24 protein-coding genes are annotated in these 21,798 nt (G+C 39.0%); 20 read left to right on the forward strand and 4 right to left on the reverse strand.

Annotated features, from left to right (window positions below; translation table 11 throughout):
* On the forward strand, positions 1 to 555 hold the full coding sequence (locus tag BFP77_RS11075) for a nitroreductase family protein (RefSeq protein ID WP_099574092.1): 555 nt from the start codon (positions 1 to 3) through the stop codon (positions 553 to 555).
* Here BFP77_RS11075 and BFP77_RS11080 read toward each other — a convergent pair.
* On the reverse strand, positions 552 to 1,067 hold the full coding sequence (locus BFP77_RS11080) for a DUF456 domain-containing protein (protein WP_099574093.1): 516 nt from the start codon (positions 1,065 to 1,067) through the stop codon (positions 552 to 554). The genes BFP77_RS11075 and BFP77_RS11080 overlap by 4 nt on opposite strands.
* Before the next feature lie 230 nt (positions 1,068 to 1,297).
* Between BFP77_RS11080 and BFP77_RS11085 the strand changes: the two genes are divergently transcribed.
* The 18 genes from BFP77_RS11085 to BFP77_RS11170 all read left to right on the forward strand — a co-directional run bounded on the left by BFP77_RS11085 (position 1,298) and on the right by BFP77_RS11170 (position 17,377).
* Positions 1,298 to 1,657 carry a hypothetical protein gene (locus BFP77_RS11085; protein ID WP_099574094.1) on the forward strand — a complete coding sequence of 120 codons (360 nt, stop codon included), beginning with the start codon at positions 1,298 to 1,300 and terminating at the stop codon, positions 1,655 to 1,657.
* A gap of 232 nt (positions 1,658 to 1,889) precedes the next feature.
* The gene (locus BFP77_RS11090) at positions 1,890 to 4,115 is read left to right on the forward strand and encodes a TonB-dependent receptor (protein ID WP_099574095.1); all 2,226 of its coding nucleotides are present in this window, start codon (positions 1,890 to 1,892) and stop codon (positions 4,113 to 4,115) included.
* Between the two features lie 149 nt (positions 4,116 to 4,264).
* A complete protein-coding gene (locus BFP77_RS11095) occupies positions 4,265 to 4,657 on the forward strand; it encodes a BlaI/MecI/CopY family transcriptional regulator (protein WP_099574096.1) in 393 nt (130 codons plus the stop codon).
* Between the two features lie 4 nt (positions 4,658 to 4,661).
* A complete protein-coding gene (locus BFP77_RS11100) occupies positions 4,662 to 6,044 on the forward strand; it encodes a M56 family metallopeptidase (RefSeq protein ID WP_099574097.1) in 1,383 nt (460 codons plus the stop codon).
* A gap of 11 nt (positions 6,045 to 6,055) precedes the next feature.
* Positions 6,056 to 7,192 carry a tetratricopeptide repeat protein gene (locus BFP77_RS11105; RefSeq protein WP_099574098.1) on the forward strand — a complete coding sequence of 379 codons (1,137 nt, stop codon included), beginning with the start codon at positions 6,056 to 6,058 and terminating at the stop codon, positions 7,190 to 7,192.
* 41 nt (positions 7,193 to 7,233) lie between these two features.
* Positions 7,234 to 7,710, forward strand: coding sequence for a hypothetical protein (locus tag BFP77_RS11110; protein WP_099574099.1), 477 nt, complete (start codon positions 7,234 to 7,236; stop codon positions 7,708 to 7,710).
* 4 nt (positions 7,711 to 7,714) lie between these two features.
* Entirely contained in the window at positions 7,715 to 8,269 is a 555-nt protein-coding gene (ruvC, locus tag BFP77_RS11115; RefSeq protein ID WP_099574100.1) for a crossover junction endodeoxyribonuclease RuvC, read from the forward strand.
* A 62-nt stretch (positions 8,270 to 8,331) separates the two neighbouring features.
* Positions 8,332 to 8,697, forward strand: coding sequence for a four helix bundle protein (locus BFP77_RS11120; RefSeq protein ID WP_099574101.1), 366 nt, complete (start codon positions 8,332 to 8,334; stop codon positions 8,695 to 8,697).
* A 43-nt stretch (positions 8,698 to 8,740) separates the two neighbouring features.
* A complete protein-coding gene (gene hemW, locus BFP77_RS11125) occupies positions 8,741 to 9,871 on the forward strand; it encodes a radical SAM family heme chaperone HemW (RefSeq protein WP_099574102.1) in 1,131 nt (376 codons plus the stop codon).
* An 88-nt stretch (positions 9,872 to 9,959) separates the two neighbouring features.
* Positions 9,960 to 10,706, forward strand: coding sequence for a cyclase family protein (locus BFP77_RS11130; RefSeq protein WP_257212944.1), 747 nt, complete (start codon positions 9,960 to 9,962; stop codon positions 10,704 to 10,706).
* Positions 10,707 to 10,708: 2 nt separating this feature from the next.
* Entirely contained in the window at positions 10,709 to 11,068 is a 360-nt protein-coding gene (locus BFP77_RS11135; protein WP_099574104.1) for a DUF4260 domain-containing protein, read from the forward strand.
* Positions 11,061 to 11,684, forward strand: a complete 624-nt coding sequence (locus BFP77_RS11140) for a DUF4230 domain-containing protein (protein WP_099574105.1) — start codon at positions 11,061 to 11,063, stop codon at positions 11,682 to 11,684. Before BFP77_RS11135 ends, BFP77_RS11140 begins: the two co-directional genes overlap by 8 nt.
* A gap of 46 nt (positions 11,685 to 11,730) precedes the next feature.
* Positions 11,731 to 12,123, forward strand: a complete 393-nt coding sequence (locus tag BFP77_RS11145) for a Dabb family protein (protein ID WP_099574106.1) — start codon at positions 11,731 to 11,733, stop codon at positions 12,121 to 12,123.
* 6 nt (positions 12,124 to 12,129) lie between these two features.
* Positions 12,130 to 12,483 carry an MmcQ/YjbR family DNA-binding protein gene (locus tag BFP77_RS11150; RefSeq protein WP_099574107.1) on the forward strand — a complete coding sequence of 118 codons (354 nt, stop codon included), beginning with the start codon at positions 12,130 to 12,132 and terminating at the stop codon, positions 12,481 to 12,483.
* Between the two features lie 60 nt (positions 12,484 to 12,543).
* Entirely contained in the window at positions 12,544 to 14,331 is a 1,788-nt protein-coding gene (locus tag BFP77_RS11155) for a MutS-related protein (RefSeq protein WP_257212945.1), read from the forward strand.
* Positions 14,332 to 14,430: 99 nt separating this feature from the next.
* Positions 14,431 to 15,432, forward strand: a complete 1,002-nt coding sequence (locus BFP77_RS11160) for a metal-dependent hydrolase (protein WP_099574218.1) — start codon at positions 14,431 to 14,433, stop codon at positions 15,430 to 15,432.
* 157 nt (positions 15,433 to 15,589) lie between these two features.
* Entirely contained in the window at positions 15,590 to 17,122 is a 1,533-nt protein-coding gene (locus BFP77_RS11165; protein ID WP_180272346.1) for a DUF5060 domain-containing protein, read from the forward strand.
* 9 nt (positions 17,123 to 17,131) lie between these two features.
* Positions 17,132 to 17,377, forward strand: a complete 246-nt coding sequence (locus BFP77_RS11170) for a putative collagen-binding domain-containing protein (protein WP_099574110.1) — start codon at positions 17,132 to 17,134, stop codon at positions 17,375 to 17,377.
* Between the two features lie 3 nt (positions 17,378 to 17,380).
* Here BFP77_RS11170 and BFP77_RS11175 read toward each other — a convergent pair whose 3' ends face one another.
* The 3 genes from BFP77_RS11175 to BFP77_RS11185 all read right to left on the reverse strand — a co-directional run bounded on the left by BFP77_RS11175 (position 17,381) and on the right by BFP77_RS11185 (position 20,976).
* Positions 17,381 to 18,481 (reverse strand): DUF4407 domain-containing protein, encoded by a 1,101-nt coding sequence (locus tag BFP77_RS11175; RefSeq protein WP_099574111.1) that lies wholly within the window; start codon positions 18,479 to 18,481, stop codon positions 17,381 to 17,383.
* 138 nt (positions 18,482 to 18,619) lie between these two features.
* Positions 18,620 to 20,608 carry a M56 family metallopeptidase gene (locus BFP77_RS11180; RefSeq protein WP_099574112.1) on the reverse strand — a complete coding sequence of 663 codons (1,989 nt, stop codon included), beginning with the start codon at positions 20,606 to 20,608 and terminating at the stop codon, positions 18,620 to 18,622.
* A 2-nt stretch (positions 20,609 to 20,610) separates the two neighbouring features.
* Positions 20,611 to 20,976, reverse strand: a complete 366-nt coding sequence (locus tag BFP77_RS11185) for a BlaI/MecI/CopY family transcriptional regulator (RefSeq protein WP_099574219.1) — start codon at positions 20,974 to 20,976, stop codon at positions 20,611 to 20,613.
* 229 nt (positions 20,977 to 21,205) lie between these two features.
* On the opposite strand from BFP77_RS11185, the gene BFP77_RS11190 reads away from it, so the two are divergent.
* Complete coding sequence (locus tag BFP77_RS11190) at positions 21,206 to 21,787, forward strand: PhnA domain-containing protein (RefSeq protein ID WP_099574220.1); 582 nt, start codon at positions 21,206 to 21,208, stop codon at positions 21,785 to 21,787.
* Positions 21,788 to 21,798: the final 11 nt, after the last annotated feature.

The raw sequence follows: 21,798 nt of genomic DNA on the forward strand, positions 1-21,798 counted from the left end.
ATGATATTTGATTTAATAAAGGAGAGACGCTCTATATTCCCAGCGCAGTATATTGAAAAGCCTATTGCAAAAAGGGATATTGAGCTAATATTGGAAGCCGCTAATTGGGCACCCAATCACAAGAAAACAGAACCCTGGCGGTTTAAGGTAATACAAGGAACAAAAAAGGCTGAGTTGGGCGAGTTTTTATCGAACACCTACATTGATATTACGCCCAAACCCAAGCAAATAAAAGCGAAGAAGCTCATTGAAAACCCAAAAAAAGCTGGAGCTATTATCGCTATTTGTATGCAACGAGACCCTTTGGAAAGTATTCCGGAATGGGAAGAGATTGCAGCAACTGCCATGGCGGTGCAGAATATGTGGCTTTGTTGTACGGAGCTAGGTATCGGTTGTTATTGGAGTTCTCCAGGGCTCATTACGTATATGGACGAATTTCTTCCCATGGAGGAAGGTGAGAAATGCTTGGGATTCTTCTATATGGGCTACTACGATGGCGAATTACCGGAAAGAACAAGAAAACCTATTTCCGGGAAAGTGGTGTGGTTAGACTAATCAAAATAGGGAAAAAGAGCCGCTTTATACTCCCAAGCCGTTGTAATAAAAAGTCCTAGGAATACGATGGTCACCAAAAATTTTAAGAAAGTTCCTGTCAAAAAACCTAGAAAGGAACCAAAAGCCGCTTTAGTAGCGGTTTTTTTGTCTGCCTTGTTCAGTAATTCTCCTACAAGCGCACCTACAAATGGCCAGATAATAATTCCTAACGGACCTAGAATCGGAAAGAATATAGCTACCAATAACCCAATGGTAGTTCCGATCATACCCGCTTTTGTACCTCCGAATTTTTTCGTGCCCATTGCAGGTATAATGTAATCCAAAGCAAAGACGAGAAGGGCTACCGCTAGGGTCATCCCCAGTATCCACCAGTTGTTTGGAACCGCGTTGGTTAGATAGAGGAGTAAAAGCCCGATCCAGCTAATGGGCGGCCCGGGTAGTACGGGCAAAAAACTACCTAGAATTCCTGTAATCATAAAAATAAACCCAATAATAAGTAGTGCAATATCCATAAGCTCAAAGATTAGTCAAAAGTAAGTCCTATTTGTTACAAATTTCGCCTAAAATAAAACCTATTATCTTAAACTGCGTAGATATAATCGGTAAAGCGTATAAATCATAAAAAATTCAAAAAACCTTGAGGTCCACTTATAGATATCCCTTAAAATTAATAGCACGTAAAATTTGTGTGCTTATTGCGGTATTGTATTTAATTGTGCCCATTCGGACATCTCTTCTCAATATGTTTCATACAGTCTCGCATAGTCTTTCAATACAAGGGCATCATCATGACCACGAACAAAAACATGCTCATGATACTGATTTTAAGGCAATAAAAACAGTTCATCCGAACAAGGTTGAACATGGACATTCACATGAGATACTTGCGTTCTTGAAAAATATCCTGGGTAGCTACGAGGACCATCGGGACCAACAACAAAAAACCCAAGAATTAGTATTGGATAAACATCTCCTCAATAGGATGGCATGGGGGACGGAATTTATATCCAAAAGCCTAACCAATAATAATTTTGATTATGCTCAAAACGAATACCAAAAAAACCGTAATGTGCCTACACCCCCTCCCAAATACTTTAGCTAGCACATCAAAAGCTTTCCTTTTTCTGGGAAAGTAATTTAGAAAATTCAATAAGAATGTTGCCCAAGGTCTCCTTGTACTTTTTTGCCGCGTAAGTTGTGCCTAGTGTATATGGAAGGTCTCCCAATGTACTTGATGTTCGTGCTCCTTGTCCATATCGCTATAGGTGAAATAAGGATGGGTACTTATATGTAAAAAACATTGTAAAAATGAGCAACAGATAAAAACATAAAAGATGAAATATATACTATTTGCATTTTTCATGCTCACTACGGGTGTGGTGAGTGCACAAAACCTTAGGGGAAAGCTGGTAAATACCAAGGGTATACCCCTAGAGGATGTAGGAATTTTTAATAAAACAAATGGTCAACACAACCATTCCAGTAGTACTGGTTTTTTTGTGCTGAATAATACATCTGTAAACGACTCCGTCTATTTTTCAAGATTGGGTTACGCGACAAAGGTTGTTCAGGTTTCGGAGCAAGATTTTCAAAACCCGATAACGGTGACCATGGAAGAAACGTCAATCTCCTTGGATCAAGTGGTTCTGGTATCCAAAGTGGATGCCTTGAGCCGAATAGTGGATATAGATGTCAAGACAAACCCCGTAAAGTCATCTCAGGAAATCTTACGAAAGGTACCGGGACTTATAATTGGTCAACATGCCGGGGGCGGTAAGGCTGAACAAATATTTCTGCGCGGGTTTGATGTGGACCATGGAACCGATGTTGCGCTAAGTGTAGACGGGTTGCCTGTCAACATGGTTTCTCATGCACATGGTCAAGGGTACGCAGATCTACACTTTGTAATTCCGGAGACGATTCAAAACGTAAATTTTGGCAAGGGGCCCTACTATGCGGATCAAGGTAATTTTAGCACAGCGGGCTATGTGGATTTAAGACTGAGAAAGTCGCTAGACCATAACCTGGTATCCTTAGAGTTGGGCCAGTTCAATACCCAACGGCTTTTGGGTATGTTCAATGTATTGAACAAGGGTAATAGTAGTGCCTATATAGCATCCGAATTATATATAACGGACGGTCCGGTGGAGTCTCCACAGAATTTTAACCGTATCAATATTTTGGGCAGGTACCGGTATCAATTGCCGGGAGATCAAGAACTGTTGCTTACCGCTTCTCATTTTCAGAGCAAATGGGATGCCTCCGGACAAATTCCGCAGCGGGCCGTTGATGAGGGGTTGATAAGCAGGTTCGGTTCCATTGACGATACGGAAGGTGGGCAGACCAGTAGAACCAATTTTCTGTTAAACCATAGGAAGTCTATTGATTCTGGAAGTTCTATTAAGACCAATGCCTACCTGTCTAAATATGATTTTGAGCTTTTTTCCAACTTTACCTTCTTTTTGGAAGATCCTGAAAATGGAGATCAAATCCGCCAGTTCGAAAATAGGATTGTCGTCGGGGCGGAATCCGTTTTTGAGGAATATAAGGAAAACTGGGGAAAGCAGAGACTGGAATATAAGGCCGGTCTGGGCTTTAGGTACGATAATGTGGATGATAACGAACTCTCCAGTACTTTGAACAGACGGACCACGCTGAACCGCATTTCTTTTGGGGGTGTGGACGAGGTGAACACCTACGGTTTTTTTGATGCCAAACTAAAAGCAGGAAACTTTACCTTTAATCCGTCCGTGCGATTGGATTATTTTGGGTTCAACTATGTAAACAAATTGAGTGAACTTTACGACAATAAGAGCGAGGACAAAGTGGCTTTTAGTCCAAAGTTCAATACCATTTACAGTCCCAACCAGAACATACAGTTCTTTTTGAAAACGGGAATCGGATTTCATTCCAATGACACACGGGTGGTGGTAGCCAATGGTGGTGAGGATATTTTGCCTGCCGCTTACGGTGTTGATTTGGGAACCATAATCAAACCTGTGAACAAGCTGGTTTTGAACGCTACCTTGTGGACCTTGTTCTTGGAACAAGAGTTCGTTTACGTAGGCGATGCAGGAATCGTTGAGCCAAGCGGAAAAACAAGACGCTTGGGAGCCGAGATGGGAGCAAGGTATCAGGCAACAGATTGGTTGTATGTATATGCCGATGCCAATTATACGCAGGGAAGAAGCACCGAGGAGCCGAATGGCTTCGACTTTATTCCCTTAGCACCGGATTTTACGTCTACTGGCGGATTTACGATAGATACGCAAAAAGGTTTTTCGGCAGGACTTAACTATAGATACGTAGATAGCAGACCGGCAAATGAAGATAACTCCATCGTGGCCGAAGGCTATTTTGTTTCAGACGCTAATCTGAATTATTCTATCAAAAATTGGACGTTTGGGCTGATTGTGGAAAACTTGTTCGATACGGAATGGAACGAAACCCAGTTTGCTACGGAAAGCCGACTTTTCAATGAAATCAATGCTGTTGAAGAAATCCATTTTACACCAGGAACGCCTTTTTATGTAAGGGGAAAAGTCGTGGTTACCTTTTAATAAAGGGTCTTTTTTTAGTAGGTTTTGTTACCATTAGAGAAGGAAACCTTTCGGTACGGAATATAACGACAGATTTTTGAACTAAAAAATTAGTTTAAACTAAAAATTTAGTTATATTTGTTTTAGAAATGAACTAAAACTTTAGTTGAATGAAACAATTAACAAAAGCGGAAGAGGAGGTAATGCAGGTTCTTTGGAAGTTGGAAAAAGGCAACGTTGCTGCGATTATTGCGCAGCTTCCAGAACCTAAACCGGCTTACAATACAGTATCTACTATTGTGCGAATATTAGAGAATAAAGGATTTGTAGATCATGAGCAGGAAGGAAAGGGCTATTTGTATTTTCCATTATTAAAGAAATCGGACTATAGTCATCAATCCATCAATAAATTGGTAGATGGGTATTTTCAGGGTTCTTTTAAGAGTATGGTGTCGTTTTTTATGAAGAAGAACGATATGAGTTTGTCCGAACTGGAGTCTATCCTGAACGAAATAAAGACTGCCGCGCCTAAGGCGGTAAACAGAAAACCTGATAAAAAATAATGGCATGATACAGTATATTCTAGAGTGCATCGCCTTTCAATTGGTGTTTCTCGTTATCTATGATTTCTTTTTGAAAAGCGAGACCTTTTTTCAATGGAACAGGGTTTATTTAATAGCTACGTATAGCCTGTCGTTACTGTTACCGTGGATTAAGATAGATGCTTTTAGCAGCGAAGTGCCACGGACATTTCAAGGTTATTCTGAATTTCTTTGGAATTTGGACCAAAAACCTATTTTGTTGAATGCGGAAGTAAACCAAGGGTTTTCCCTCGCTTGGCAAGAGTGGGTCTTTATAATAGGTGCTTTGTTATCCTTTCTTTGGTTTGTCTCCAAATTGTGGCGTCTGCATCAACTTAGGTCAAAAGGAACTATTCATTATTTCAAGAATTTCACCCAAATATTGGTCCAGGACAGTCATGTGGCCTTCTCGTTTTTTAAATCTATTTTTTTGGGAGATCAATTGCCCCATAAAGAGTATAATGCTATCATCTCTCACGAATTAGTACATATAAAACAAAGGCATTCGTTGGATTTGCTCTTTTTTGAGCTGATGCGCATCGTAGGCTGGTTCAATCCTTTGGTGTATGTATATCAACATAGAATAGCCGAGTTACACGAATTTATTGCGGATGCCCAAATACCCAAGGAAGAACGGAAATCTCATTATGAACTTCTGTTATCTCAGGTTTTTCAAACCCAACATATCTCTTTTGTCAACCAATTTTTTAAAACCTCATTAATCAAAAAACGAATCGTCATGTTACAAAAATCAAAATCGAAGAAAATCTGGCAATTAAAATATTTAACAATAGTACCTGTGTTACTTGGTATGTTGTTGTATACCTCTTGCCAAAATGAAATATCGTCCGAAGAAAAGAAAAAATCACCGCTATCTAAAAAAATTGAGGCTCTTGAACTGGAAATAAATAATAAGGACTCTCTTACACAAGATGAGAAAGATCAATTGGCAAAATTAATCTACAATACATTTCCGAGAGATCTTAAGGGTCTATCTGGAGAGAAGGGAGAAATTACATATAGTGGAATTCCATTCGCCGTAGTGGATGAAGTTCCAGTTTTTCCAGGATGCGAAAACTCAGCGGATAAAAGAGCTTGTTTTAATGAACGGATACAAAAACATATCAGTAAGAACTTTAATTATCCCCAGGAAGCACAGGATAAAGGCATTCAGGGTAGGGTCAATGTTATTTTCACCATTCAAAATGATGGAAGTATCGGAAATGTTAAGATGAGAGGTCCTGATAGGTTATTGGAAAATGAGGTAGCGCGTATTATCAAAAGATTACCTAAAATGACAGCAGGTCAACATAAAGGAGAATCAGTGGATGTTCCCTTTTCAATTCCAGTTACTTTTAAACTAAAATAGTTCTTAGAATTGTGAAGAGGATTTTCTTGCTGGTATTACTTATAGTTTTCAATGGCATAGCCCAATCCTCTACATTGTCACTTGCGGACAGTCTTTATGCGGTAGGAAATTACACGAAAGCTATTAATGCTTATGCATCTGAAGGGAGTATATCTTCTGGTTTGCAAATTGCACGATGCTATAAAGCTATTGGGAATTTTGAAAAGGCTATGGTACAGTACGAGAATCTGGTCAAGGATCACCCTGATTTGCAGATGGCATGTTTTGAGTTGGGGAAACTCAGGTTCAAAGTCAAAGACTTTAACGAGGCTAGGAAGCTGTTTACTGATCTCATTGCTACTAATAATCAGAATCCAGAATACTTCTACTACTTGGGCGAATCTTTTCGGGAACTGGAGCAGCCAGCAAGTAGTTTGGTAGCTTTTAAGAATGCCGTTAGAATAGATAGTATGCACCTAAGAAGTCTTTTTCAATTGGGGAAATATTTTACGATTAAGCAAGAACGTGACAATGCCTTGCGGTATGTTGATGCCGGATTGCGATTTTATGAAAACGACGTTTCCCTAATAAACTTAAAGGCGCTGATTTATTACAACGATGGGCAATATGAAAAAGCCATTCCTTGGTTTGAGCAGGTGCTAGAACTGGGGGAGCGCAAAGCATACACATATGAAAAATTAGGTTATAGCTATTATAAGAATTGGGATTTTGACAAGGCCAAGAAAGCGTACCAAACTTTAATCAGAAAGAACGAGACCAATTCGGAAGCCTATTTTAGTTTGGCTGAGGTATACCGAAAGAATAAGCAGTTAGATAGTGCAGCGATTTTTATTAAAACCGCTATGGACGTTAAAAGACCCATTTTTGCACAGGGCTACAGTGCTCTAGCAGGTTTGGCACGAGAAAGAAAAGATTTAAAAAAGGTCTTGGCATACTATACCCTTGCTCACAAGGAAATGCCAACGGAACCGCGCCATTATTTTCAGATATGTACCGTATACGATCGGTTATCGGAAAATGCGGATAAGAAATTAGAGCACTATGAAAATTTCATCGAGTTATACGGTAAAGCACAACCCTATTTATCAGAAATAGTAGTAAAACGGGTTTCGGAATTAAAGGAACAAATACATTTTGAAGCGGATTAAACTAGGTAAAAATTCGTAATTTCCACCATACTTTCGGTGGCATGAAACGGTTTTTTATAGTTCTGATTTGTTGCAACTTGGCTTCTTGTAGTTTCTTTGAATCCAAAGAAAAAAGAACCCAAGAGCTTATCAACGCCGAACTACGCGAAATTGACTGGAATTCCATTGATTCTTATCCGCTTTTTCTATCCTGTGACGAGACCGCTTCAAAGGAAAATCAGCGTTTGTGTTTCGAAAATAAACTAATCACGCATTTTGAAGCAACTTTGAACGAGTTTGAATTTACCGTAGATTCAGCCAAAAACCCCGTTGTAGCAGTTATCTTTGTTATTGACACCGAGGGTAGGATTACCATTGTTGACATTGAGAAGGATGCGGACATTGTAAAACAAATGCCAGAATTTGATGGTATTATTAGCCAGAGCTTAAAGAACGTTCCGGCAATTGCCCCGGCATTAAAAAGAGGAATACCGGTGAGCACCAAGTTTAGAATTCCTATTCAATTAAATACCAAGTAAGAATTTGGCGAACGAAAAGATAATTTTAGGAATAGACCCCGGAACAACGATAATGGGCTTTGGTCTCATAAGGGTAGTGGGGAAGAAAATGGAGTTCATCCAAATGAACGAACTCTTACTTCAAAAATATAGCGATCCCTATACTAAATTGAAGCTCATTTTTGAACGGACCATAGAGCTGATAGACACCTATCACCCTGATGAAATAGCGATAGAGGCGCCCTTTTTCGGAAAGAACGTACAGTCCATGCTTAAACTGGGTAGAGCGCAAGGCGTGGCCATGGCAGCTGGACTCTCCAGACAGATTCCTATCACGGAATATTTGCCTAAAAAAATAAAAATGGCTATTACAGGTAATGGTAATGCTAGTAAGGAACAGGTGGCCAGAATGTTGCAAAACGTTTTGGGCCTTAAGACCTTACCAAAAAATTTGGACAGTACCGATGGTCTTGCGGCAGCAGTTTGTCATTTTTATAATGAAGGTAGGGTAGAGGTCGGTAAATCGTATACGGGTTGGAGTGCCTTTGTGAAGCAGAATAGTCAACGGGTTAAAAAGTAAATAGTGTTCAGTTGGCAGTATTGAGTTGGCAGAAAAAATAACTTATAAAAATACGAGTATTTATGAAGTTTCAAGATTTATTGGCATATCGAAAATCATTTGATCTTGCCATGCGAATTTTCGAATTGACTAAATCTTTTCCAAAAGAAGAAAGGTATTCTTTAACAGACCAGGTAAGAAGATCATCCAGGAGTGTTTCTATTAATATTTCGGAAGCTTATAGAAAAAGGAGCTATCCTAAGCATTTTGTAAGTAAGCTTACGGATAGTGATTCTGAAAATTCTGAAACACAAGGTTGGCTAGAATTTTCTCTTGCATGTAATTATATCGATCAACCTACTTTTGAAGAGCTCATAAAAGTGAGTGACGAGGTTGGAAGGTTAATTTATTATATGATAAATAACCCTGGCAAATTTGGAGTAAAATGAACCATAAAAAACTGCCAACTGCCAACAGCTAACTGTTTACTAAATGTCGGGAATCTACATCCACATCCCTTTTTGCAAACAAGCTTGTCATTACTGCGATTTTCATTTTTCTACACGTATGATCAAGAAAGAAGTTATGGTACATGCTTTGTGCAAAGAGCTGGAGCTTAGGAAGAAAGAATTTAAAGATGAGCTTGTAGCAACGATTTATTTTGGAGGAGGAACACCGTCCGTTCTGGAAACGGAAGAAATAAATCGTCTTATAAAAGCGGTTTATGATAATTATTCGGTGGCAGTATCTCCGGAAATTACTTTAGAAGCCAATCCGGATGATTTGTCGGAAGAGAAATTAGTATCCCTTTCAAAAAGTTCTATTAATCGCTTAAGTATCGGCATTCAATCTTTTTTTGAGGAAGATTTAAAGCTGATGAACCGGGCACATAATGCCAAAGAAGCTGAAGACTGCATTGCACTAGCGAGCCGTTATTTTGATAATATTTCTATTGACCTCATTTACGGAATGCCCAACATGACCAATGAACGGTGGAAAGAGAACATCGCAAAGGCCCTAACGTTCAAAATTCCGCATATATCTAGCTATGCCCTGACCGTTGAGCCTAATACCGCCTTGGCCAGCTTTGTTAAAAAAGGCTTGGTAAAGCCTGTGGAGGATGAGATTGCACAGGAACATTTCAATATATTAAACGAAACCTTAAGTAATGCGGGGTATTCCTGTTATGAGATTTCCAATTTTGGTAAACCTGGATATTTTTCCAAGAACAATTCGGCCTACTGGCAGCAGAAAAAATATCTCGGAATAGGGCCCTCCGCGCATTCTTTTGATGGAACTAGCCGCGGATGGAATATCAACAATAACCCAAAATACCTAAAGGCCATTGAACAAGGAGAACTCCCCATAGAGGTTGAGGTACTTTCTACTACCGATAAGTACAACGAGTACGTAATGACCGGTTTACGTACCATTTGGGGTGTTTCGCTATCTAGAATAGCTGCTGAGTATGGCAATAATTACAAAGATTATTTAATGTTACAAGCAGACAAATACATAGAAGAGCATATGTTATACCTAGACGGAGATGTGCTTTTAGCAACAAAAAAAGGTAAATTCTTGGCCGACGGGATTGCGGCGGACCTGTTTATGATTAACTTGTAAGCACTAAAATTTCGCGGTAAAGGGAAATAGAGAACCTTAACCTGACTTAAAAGAAACGTATCCACTGCAATCGCCGAGACCTAATACATTGAAAGCTAAAATAATATACAAAAAGAAGGACTATAAAATAAATTTGTCCAAGCCATTGGATATTTCAATGCCCTTAAAAGGGGACCAGACCAATGTAAATGCATGGTACGTAAATCACCCTAAAATAGAACCACACAAAGAGGGCGATTTTATAGGAAGTGTTGCCGCGGGAGCTTCGACAAATTTTAATGATATTAGTTTCAATCCCCATGCACATGGAACGCATACCGAATGTGTGGGGCACATTACCAAGGATTTTAAATCCGTAAACAAGGCGCTAAACAGCTATTTTTTCTTAGCGGAATTAATAACTCTTGCCCCGGGAAAAGTAGGGAACGACTTCGTGATTTCTAAAAAACAGTTGCAAAATGCTATCAAGAATGCAGATGCAGCGGCTTTGGTCATTAGGACCTTACCCAATACGGCAACTAAAATAACGCGACAATATTCAAATACCAATCCGCCTTATCTGTTGGAAGAAGCTGCTATGTATTTAAGGGAAAAAGGAATCACTCACCTATTGATCGATTTGCCTTCCATAGACAAGGAAAAAGATAATGGTGCCTTATTGGCGCATAAGGCCTTTTGGGATTTTAATGGTGATGTAAGACATAAAGCTACTATAACGGAATTCATATATGTACCTAACACAATTGCCGATGGAGCTTATTTTCTAAACCTACAGGTTGCTCCTTTTGAAAATGATGCTAGCCCAAGTAGACCGGTGCTTTATAAAATAAAATAGCGATGAGAACCCTGCTAAAATTAGAAGAATTGGCCCTGTTTCTTTTAGGGGTATTCATGTTCGGTTTGTTGGGATATCAATGGTGGTTGTTTCCGGTATTATTGTTATTGCCAGATGTGGGGATGTTAGGATATTTGGTCAATAATAAGATGGGGGTTAGGCTTTACAATCTCTTTCATCATCGTGGAATTGCTATTGTCCTATACTTTTTCGGCATGTATTTTTCTTTCGCAACCGTTCAATTAATAGGCGTTATTGTATTTTCGCATGCCGCCATGGATAGAATCTTTGGGTACGGACTTAAATATGATCGCGGGTTCAAGTTTACACACTTAGGTGAAACAGGGAATAAAAATGGATAATGTGTTAGAAGTTTTTCTGGGATTAATATTAGGAGCCATTAGCATGTACTGGCTATTTTCTTTCTTTAGAAAAAAACAAAGCAAGGAGATTACATCGCATCAATCTACCGTATTGTTAGAAAAAATAAGAAGTGTATGTAAGTTAATATCCGTGGAGGGAGACTTTGCCGAGATTTATAAGTATGAGAATACCAAAGAACGCTTTCTAAGCTTGGTGAGCAGCAAGAAAAAAGCCCTCATAGTTATTAAAGCAAAAGCGCAGATAGGGTATGATCTGAAGAAAATCCTGATGCATGCCGATGACGGAAAGAAGAAAATCATCCTAACCAATTTTCCTGAGCCAGAGGTACTTTCCATATCCCCAGAAATGGAATTTTACGATGTAAAAAACGGACTTTTCAACACATTTACCCCTGATGATCTGACTACGCTGAACCAAGAGGCAAAAAATCATATCCTAGAGAAAATACCGGAAAGTGGTTTAATGGATACGGCTAGAAAGGAAGCTTTGCAGACCGTGCTTCTTATTGAAAAAATTGTAGAAACCATTGGTTGGAAGCTAGATTATACCGCTCTCGAGATTACCGAAAAACAAAAGGAGTTGTTGGACAAATAACGCTCACATTTGAACTCTGCTTAAATTAGGACTAGACTTATTTATTATGAAAACAATTACGACTTTATTATTTTTAACCGTATCACTAACGGCCCTTGCCCAAAACAAAGAAACTATGAACGAGTTTGATTCCAATTTTGCCCATACGGTATATTTTTGGCTCGAAAATCCTGATAGTAAGGAGGATTGTGAAGCTTTTGAAACGTCACTTCAGAAATTCTTGGATAACTCCGCCTATGCTAAGACAAAATTCATCGGTAAACCGCCAAGAGCAAGTAGAGATGTAGTTGATGGGTCTTTTACTTATTCCTTGATTGTTTCTTTTGAGTCGGCCGAGGCACAGCAGAACTACCAAGATGAAGCACCGCACAAACTTTTTATAGAGGAGTCCAGTAAATTATGGACTAAAGTAATCGTTTATGATTCTCAAGGTATTTAGTCCCTCATGAATATCGAAGAATTCAGGGAGTACTGCATCGCAAAGAAAGGCGTAACCGAAGGGTTTCCTTTTGATGAGCAAACCCTTGTTTTTAAAGTTATGGGAAAAATGTTCGCACTTTGCGGTCTGGAAAGAGTTCCTGCACAGGTAAACCTCAAATGCGACCCCGAAAGGGCCATTGAACTAAGGGAGACCTATGATGGCGTCATTGCAGGCTGGCATATGAGTAAAAAGCACTGGAATACTGTTTTTCTGGATAATATAGACCCTCAATTAACCAAGGAACTTATAGATCATTCGTATGAGCTAGTAGTGGCGAAATTTACAAAGAAATTAAGGGCTACTTTAGAGGCATTGTAATAGCAGGCTTATCCATATCTTTATGCGTCAATCAACGCTGGGTTTGTCTTCGCGCTAAAAATGTTCAATAGAAGAATGCAAGATTTATTTGCCTTTTACCAAAACCAGACACAAAAATACACTACAGAACTTTCCCAAAAGCAAAAGCAGCTATGGGCGTCCAGCATGTTGCGTTTAGGGGTCTTTGTTCTTGCCGTTATTGCGATATACCTTCTAAGGGATACTATCAAATTTGTTGTTGCCGTACTTTTAGCGACCGTTATTTTATTCCTGTATCTCGTGTCAAGACATACAAATTTGCAGCAGAAGCGAGATAGGTTAAAGACATTGATAGCCATCAATGAAACGGAAATTCAGGTACTGAAAAGAGATTTTCACCATCTGCCCAGCGGTGATGAATTTAAGGATAGTACCCACTATTACAGTCAAGATATCGACCTTTTTGGGAAGGGTTCGTTTTATCAATATAGCAATAGAACCGCACTAAGGGAAGGTGCAGACATGCTTGCGTACCTTTTAAAAGAAAACAGCATCGATGCCATAAAGCAAAAGCAAAAAGGTATTGCAGAATTGGCTAAAAATCCGCAATGGCGACAAGAATTTTCTGCAACGGCCAGTATGGTTAAAACGGATACGCCTACACCAACTATTATAAACTGGCTTAACAATTATAAGCCCTTTGTGCCAAAGTTCATGAAGGTTTTACCTTGGATATTTTCTGGAATTTCAGTTTTCCTGTTTACGCTTTATTTCATGGATTTCATTGCGGAGTCCATCTTAATCTATTGGGTGGTTTTCGGATTGTTACTTACGGGGATTTACACCAGGCAAATAGCCAGACTTGGCGCAAATTCCGGTAAATTGTTAGCTACGTTTCATCAGTATTCAAAACTATTACGGTTAATAGAGGAGCAAGAGTTCACATCGGATTTTTTGAAGGATAAAAAGAGTCAAATCTTAAGCGATGGTCGTAAAACTTCAGAAACCTTAAAAGAATTTTCAAACCTATTGAACAGCTTGGATAGGAACAACAATATCATCTACCTCATTTTTGGAAATGGGCTGTTTCTTATGGGCTTAGCAACCTGTTTTAAGATGGAAAAGTGGATTAGCATCTACGGAAGTGATGTTGAGAATTGGTTCAATACTATTGCCTTTTATGATGCCTACTGTACGCTAGGTAATTTTGCATTTAACCATCCAGATTATACGTTTCCAACAATCGTCAAGGAAGGCCCTACGGTAAAGTCGGTACAGGCGGGTCATCCACTTTTAGCACCTGAAAAAAGTATTCTTAACGATTTTGAAGTCAAAGAAGAAGAATTTTTCATTATTACAGGAGCAAATATGGCCGGCAAGAGTACTTTTCTACGTACGGTTTCCTTACAGTTGCTTATGGCCAACATCGGACTTCCGGTCTGTGCCAAGTCTGTTACCTATAAGCCTATAAAATTGATTACCAGTATGCGTACCACCGATTCTCTAACGGATGATGAGTCGTACTTCTTTTCAGAATTAAAGCGATTAAAATTTATTGTGGACGAAATTCAGAAAGACCACTACTTTATTGTTCTGGATGAAATCTTAAAAGGAACGAACAGCACGGACAAGGCCAAGGGTTCTAGAAAATTTTTGGAACGTTTAGTTGCTTCAAATTCCACAGGTATTATAGCTACCCACGATTTAAGTCTTTGTGATGTTGCCGAGGAACTACCACAGGTAAAAAACTATTATTTTGATGCTGAAATCATAGCGAACGAACTGCATTTTGATTATAAGTTCAAAGCGGGTATTTGTCAGAATATGAACGCTTCGTTTTTGTTAAAGAAAATGGAGATTTTGGATTGAGTTATGGTTGCTGGTTGATGGTTGGCGGTTGATAGTTGGTGGAGGTTAGACTTCACACAAAAAATAATAGTAAAATTGCCCTTTGGGGTTAGGGAACTTATGGATTCACTCACACAAATAGTATTAGGAGCAGCTGTAGGGGAGGCAGTACTTGGTAAAAAAGTGGGTAATAAGGCTGTGGTTTATGGTGCAATTGCAGGCACAATACCAGACTTAGACGTACTAGCACGTTATTTTACAGATACAGTTACCGCGACCGAATGGCATAGAGGCTTTAGCCATTCTATCCTGTTTTCTATTCTATTGGCCCCCATTTTTGGTTGGCTCGTATGGCGCTTAAATAGAAATGGTAATGCTACATGGAAGAATTGGTCATGGCTAATGTTTTGGGGTCTATTCACCCATCCTATTTTAGATGCCTTTACCACTTGGGGTACACAACTTTTTTGGCCTTTTAAAACCAGATTAGCCTTTCAGAGCATATTTGTAATAGATCCCTTGTATACCCTTCCTTTTTTGGTATGCTTAATCTTGGCAGCGCGTCAAAGAAGAGAAGCACCATTGCGCAAAAAATACAATGTAGCCGGACTTATACTAAGTTCAGCATATTTACTTCTTACTTTGGTTTTAAAAAGTATCGCATTTAAGAAATTTGAGCATAGCCTTAAAAATCAGAATATAGTGTATACCCAGATGGATATAAGGCCCACTCCTTTCAATACCGTTCTTTGGACCGCTAATATAGACACCAAAGACGCTTATTTAATTGGGAATTATTCGTTTTTTGATTCAGATACGGTTCAGTTCAAGGCTTATCCCAAAAATAGAAACCTATTGAAAACCTTAAAGTCGCATGAAAAAATCAAGAGACTGATTGCGATAACCGAGGGCTGGTATACGCTTTCGGAAAAAGATGGACAACTTGTCTTCAACGACCTTAGGTTTGGTTTGGTAAGTCTCTCTGAAAACGAAGAAAAATTCGCTTTCTCGTATGAATTAATTAAAAAGGAGGACGATATCATAGTGAAGGAAACTCCAAAATTTCAACGGGATGCAAAAAGACTGTTGAAGGAGCTTTGGAAAAGAATGTGGGGAAATTAAACGAACTATAAGTTGAGTTGACTTATTGGATAGGGTAGTATTTGTTTAAGAAGTTCACGAAAAAAGTTCAGAAATATTTCTGTAAAAAAGAAAGTTTAAAAAATAATTTAAGAAGAAATTCATGCTATTTTTTGTCATTCTATTTCATCTAGGGTGTATGACTGAAGATAAAGATAAGGTGTTGTCTAAATACCAAAAGTGGCATACCATAACCTTATCCTTTAATGGAGAGGAAACTTCCGAGACAGCCGAAATCAATCCTTTTCTAAATTATAAATCAATGGTCAATTTTACGCATGAGCAATCTCAATATGCAATTAGGGGGTTTTATGCGGCTGATGGAAGCGCGGCCGAAACTAGTGCCAACTCCGGTTCTGTTTGGCAAGTCCGTTTTACGCCGGACAAAATAGGGGAATGGAGCTATGAGGCTACACTATACAAAGGAGAAGAGATAGCGTTACAGCAAATAACGGCCAACACTGAAAAATTGCCCATTGCAGATGCAAGTGGCAAATTCATGGTCGTTCCATCTAATAAAAAAGCCCCGGATTTTAGGGCTCAAGGGAGATTGGTGAATGCTAACGGCTACTTCAAATTTCAGCATTCCGACACCTATTGGATAAAGGGTGGTGCCGATAGTCCAGAAAATTTACTGGCCTATGGGGATTTTGACGGTACGTATAGGATGCAGGCTGCTGAAAGGGATGGCGAATCCAAGACCAGCCAACTTTTACATCAATACGAACCACATTTAAAAGATTGGAATAGTGGCGACCCCACTTGGCAAAATGACAAAGGTAAAGGTCTTGTGGGGGCTATGAATTATCTGGCCTCTAAAGGAATGAACGTCGCCTACTTTTTAACGATGAACATTAAGGGCGATGGTAAGGATGTTTGGCCCTATGCGGAACCGGACGATTTCACCCGCTTTGATGTTAGTAAACTGGCGCAATGGGAAATCGTTTTTCAACACATGCAGTCCAAGGGTATTTTTTTGCATGCGGTTTTACAGGAAACGGAAAATGAAACGATGTTGGATAATGGAGATACTGGTTCCTTAAGGCAATTATACTTTCAGGAAATGGTAGCTCGGTTTGGACACCATTTGGGTCTCCAATGGAATTTGGGCGAGGAGAATGGTTTTGCAGAATTCACGCCTATCGCGCAGAATGATAGTCAGCGTAAAGCGATGACCGATTACCTTACTCAGATAGACCCATACGATTACCCTATACTATTGCATACACATTCTCACGAACCTGCAAGAGGTAATGTATTGGATTCCATAGTCGGTTATAAGAACTTAGACGGACTCTCCCTGCAGGTCGATAAAAGGGAAAACGCTGCTAAAGTAGTAACGGAATGGAAGAAAAAATCTAAAGCTACCGGGCATCCTTGGCTCATTGCAATGGATGAAATAGGGATGTGGCATACCGGGGTTGTCCCGGATTCCGTTGATTATAACCACGATTCCATTAGGCGCTATGTCCTATGGGGTACCTTACTTTCCGGTGCGGCAGGTGTTGAGTGGTATTATGGTGCAAATAATAGGTATAATGATTTAAATACAGAGGACTGGAGAACAACGGATAGACTTTGGGAATTAACGGATCATGCGCTTCAATTTTTTCAAAATCATTTGCCTTATTGGGAAATGGAAGCGAACCCAGAGCGCATTAGTGCAGTATAAGGCTATTGTTTGGAAAAACCTGGAGAGATCTATGCCCTTTACTTGCCAGACGCCAAGAACTACACCATTGATTTAAATGCTATTGAAGGTGTTTTTACCATTCAATGGTTTAACCCTTTGGTAGGGGGCGAACTTCAAAATGGAAGTGTATTATCTGTAAAAGGCGGTGGTACAACCGAAATGGGCGCGCCACCATTAAAACAAGAGCATATTAAAAATCAAGACTGGGTAGTCTTGATTAAAAAATCACATTGACAATTAAAGATTTTTAACCTGTACCTTATGGAATGTATCGGCTTGTAAACGAAGTAATTCTTCGGCTTTTTTCTTCTTGTACCCATAAAGTTCTTCTTCACCTTTTAGGTCTTCATAGATTTTTTGGTTGATATCACTATCCGTAGATACAATTAGTTTACGTTGGGCCACTTTTTGGGCCACCCATGAAGCTAGAATGCTTTCTTCTTCTTCCAGCTTTATGTCATACTCACCTTTTGGCGCTAAAAGTTTTGCGATAATGGGAGAGGTTTCGATAGCTAGGAACAATAGAAAAATAAAGAAGGATGGAAACCATGGTAATTCTCCCAAAGCGGTGATGCGTGCCATTAAACCATCAAAACCATCAATGATAGGCTGGGAATTTTTCACCACATCGGCATATTCCTTATTTAAGGCTGTAATGTCCGCTTCTATACCCGAAATTTTTTCAGCGTTAGTAGATTTTAGTGATTGAAGCTCCGCAAGAGCGGCGTCATGTTTTTCTCGCTTTTCAGCATATACAGGACCTTTACCTAAAAGTTTGGTGCCGGCAGTACCTTCCGCTTCGGAAATATAAGTGTCATAAAGTGCATTGGTCTCTGCCTCTTTTAGGGCTATTTCCGCTTTCAAAGAGTCAATATCTTGATTTAACTTAGCAACGGATGGTGCGTACTGCAGCGCTAGTTGTTCCTTGTTGGCAAGGGTAAGTTCGTTCTTCTGTTCTAGTAGTACCTGGTTGATTTCTTTCTCAAAAATTTTCATTTCCAAGGGTTTGGAAATGACCACTGCAATGATAAGCGCTAGTATAATTCTCGGTGTAGCTTGTAATAACTCTTGTGAAAAATTAGCTCTTTTTTTGATGGTAGAAACTATGAAGCGGTCTAGATTAAAAATAAGAAGACCCCATATAAAGCCAAAGAATATCGCTGCATAAACGCTGTCAAAAACAGTATATAAGGCATAGCTACTTGCAATAAATGCCATCACAGCGGTAAAAAATACCGTGGCGCCGATGCCTGCATATTTGTTCTGTTCTCCTTTGGAACAGGTTTTTAAAATTTCGGAATCTGCCCCGCAGCAGAGAATAAAAAAATCTTGTAACATACGTTTTGTTTTTTGATTGATGCTGAAATCTCTTCAGTGTTGATGATCGTCTTACCTGTTAGAACGTGGTTTGCTTAGAATTGTTATACAAAAAGCCTTCAAATTGAAGGCTTTTTTAAAACGCTGGTTATATCCGCTTTATAAATACTTGGAAATTTTTACGATTGGAGTTTCATTGTTCGTTCGTTTTGTGCTTATGCTTAAATCGCTATTTTCTTTTATAAGCGCTATCGCCTTATCAGATGAAATCTCTTTCCCCTTATACATAAAAATCGCACCCTTTTTGGCCATATCGATAATATGGTCCAATGGAGATGGTGGAGTTGAAGGAGGTGGTGTCTGTATTGATTTAACCTCTGCTTTTAATACAGAAGTTTGTGGAGGAGCATCTTTCTCAATTTTGCCAATGTAAACTTTTGGTGATCTAGGTGTTGAAGTGGGGTCCGTGATTCTGGCTGATCCAACAACATCATACGGATCTTGTTTTTCAATTATTTCTTTTATTTGAACCGCAGCTTGCTCTCTTTCATTGGGAACTTTTGGAGCTTTTGGTGCCGGTGGTGGTTCCGGAAAGTCTGGAAAGGGTTCAGCGTCGGCTTTTTGCTTGTCCGACATTAAACTATAGATGAATTCCAAACGTTCTACATCACTTTTTAGAATACGCATACGGTCGCTATCCATTTCATTATACTTTTTGGCTAAGGCGTTGTATGCTGCCATTTGGTCCCTGGATGCACCGTCTTGAGAATTTTTTGGAAGACACTCAGGGAAGGGCTGCGCTTCCTTTTTTTGGATTTTTGTCATTCCTTTATAAATACGCTCCAAGATTTTTAAATCCTTCAACGGAATGACTCGTTTTTCTATGGGAACAGCATTGTATTTTTTGGCTAAAGTGTTGTACTTTTCAATCTGAGATTGTTCGGGTTTATCCTCTTTTAGTATACCTATGTACAGGGGTTCTTGACGAACAACGTCTATTTGAGCGACACCATAATCCGTTACGATACGGTCTACCTCTTTAATAATGGCTTTGGGCGTATTCGACGTTACTTTTACAATTGCGCTGACCTGTTGTTCTCTTTCTATCTTAGAGAGGTTTTTATTTAGGCTTAATAGATGTGCTTCTAAGCTTTCAAGAGTTATTTTTTCATTATCGTCAATATATAAATTTCCTTCTTCATCTATCCGAATGGCAATGTTTTCAATGAGAAATGCTATTTCACTGACTTCAACATTGTCTTTTTGAATTTCAATTACTTTACTTTCACTAAATCCAAATAACAGCAGTCCTGTTAATGGAATCAGCAGAAAACTTCTTAATACGATTGCTTTTTTTGATGTTCTTTTTTTCATGACGGTAAATCGTTTTTTGATTGATGAATAATTAATGGCATTCGCAATGCCGGTTGACTGATATTTTTCCAGACTTTCCTTTGATAAATAGGACAGTAATGTATTCTGGTAATTTTTAGTGTGAATTTCTTGTTGTAGTACGGCATTATCTGCCAAAAATTCATGATTTAGTTTTATCGCTTTTTTATAGAGATAGACTAGGGGATTAAACCATAGTATTACTTGTAGAAATTCTACGAAAAGAACATCTAGGCTATGGCGTTGCTTGGCATGTGTTTCTTCATGTAGCAATACTTCTTTGGGGATAGCATTCTCTTCATACTTTTTCTTATTCAAAAAAATGTAACTAAGGAACGTGTGCGGTGGTAGTACTTCTTTTAGAAGAACCCTAACACTAGAGGCTGCCTTAAAATTTGGGTTTATTTTGATCCGTCTTAAAATTTGAAAGAGGTTTCTAAAGAACCGGAAACTAAAAAAAATGATTCCTATTAAATATATAGTGGTCATTATCAAACTCCAGTTGATCATATCTAAATCTTTGGGTTCATTGGAAACCACGGCTACATAAGGCACGTTAGCAATGTTTTCGATGTTTTCCGAAACGGTTTCCACATAGGAGGTAAATACGATGCCTGGTATTAAAAAGGAGGCTACAATTGCCGTTAATAAGAAGAATCTCTTAAAAACATGCATGTTCTCTTGCTCTAAGAATAGTTTGTAAAAAAGCAGAAATACGGCCATGCAGGCCCCGGATTTTAATAGATATATCAACATTATTATTTCTTTTTGATTTCGTCGTCTATTAGTTTTTTTAATGCTTCCAGTTCTTTTTTGCTGAGGTCTGTTTCCTGAGTAAAAAATGAGGCAAACTGACCTGGACTATCGTTGAAAAAATTTTTAATGAGTCCGTTTACGTGTTTAGAGAAATAGTCTTTCTTCTTTACTAAAGGGTAATATTCCCTGCTTCTACCATAGCTTTTGTATGCGATATAACCTTTGTCCGTCATCCTTTTTAAAAGGGTGGCTATGGTGGTGGTCGCTGGTTTGGGTTCTTCGTAGGAGTCCAGTAAATCTTTCATAAAGGCTTTTTTTTGCTTCCATACGATATTCATTAGTTCTTCCTCGGTTTTTGATAGCTGCATTTCTACGTTCTTAGAATTAACTCTACAAACATAGAATAAAAATTTTAATTCTACAAGTGTAGAGTTTAATTTTTGATTTTGCGTTAGGGATAGAAATGGAAAGCCCGGATTTTCCCGTAAGGGTAAAATGGACTTGTAATGTATAGCCCGACCCTTTTTTAGGGTAACGCCCCAAACATATATCTTGCTTGATGTAAAAAGATTAAGTTTGTTCCTTAAATTCAATTTAATGAGTGTATTGACCGATTTACAGGAGCGCAGCGGTACTGCTTGTGAGCTTTGTGCCGCAACTACAGATTTAGATATTTACGAGGTGCCACCAGTTTCTATTAGCGGACTGGACGTAAGTCTACTGGCTTGTAATACCTGCCGATCGCAAATTGAAAAAGCAGCTGAAATGGACCCTAACCATTGGCGTTGTTTAAATGACAGTATTTGGAGCGAGTACGATACGGTTAATGTGGTGGCGTGGCGCATGCTTCAAAGATTAAAGAAAACGGAGGGCTGGCCAAACGATTTGTTGGACATGATGTATTTGGAGGATACTGTTTTGGAATGGGCCAAAGCTACGGGGGAAGGACTTTCTGAAAATGAAAAAATTATTCACAGAGATGTGAACGGCGTTATTCTAGAGAATGGAGATAGTGTAGTACTTATCAAAGACCTCAAAATAAGAGGGTCCAGTCAAGTGGCCAAACAGGGTACGGCCGTTCGCAGAATTTCACTTGATCGTGAGAACGCTGAATACATTGAAGGCAAAGTGGGACCCACACAGACCGTTCTTATTACCAAATACGTGAAGAAAATATAATTTTAGAAACT

This window comes from Maribacter sp. 4U21, assembly GCF_002742365.1.
Classification (GTDB): Bacteria; Bacteroidota; Bacteroidia; order Flavobacteriales; family Flavobacteriaceae; genus Maribacter.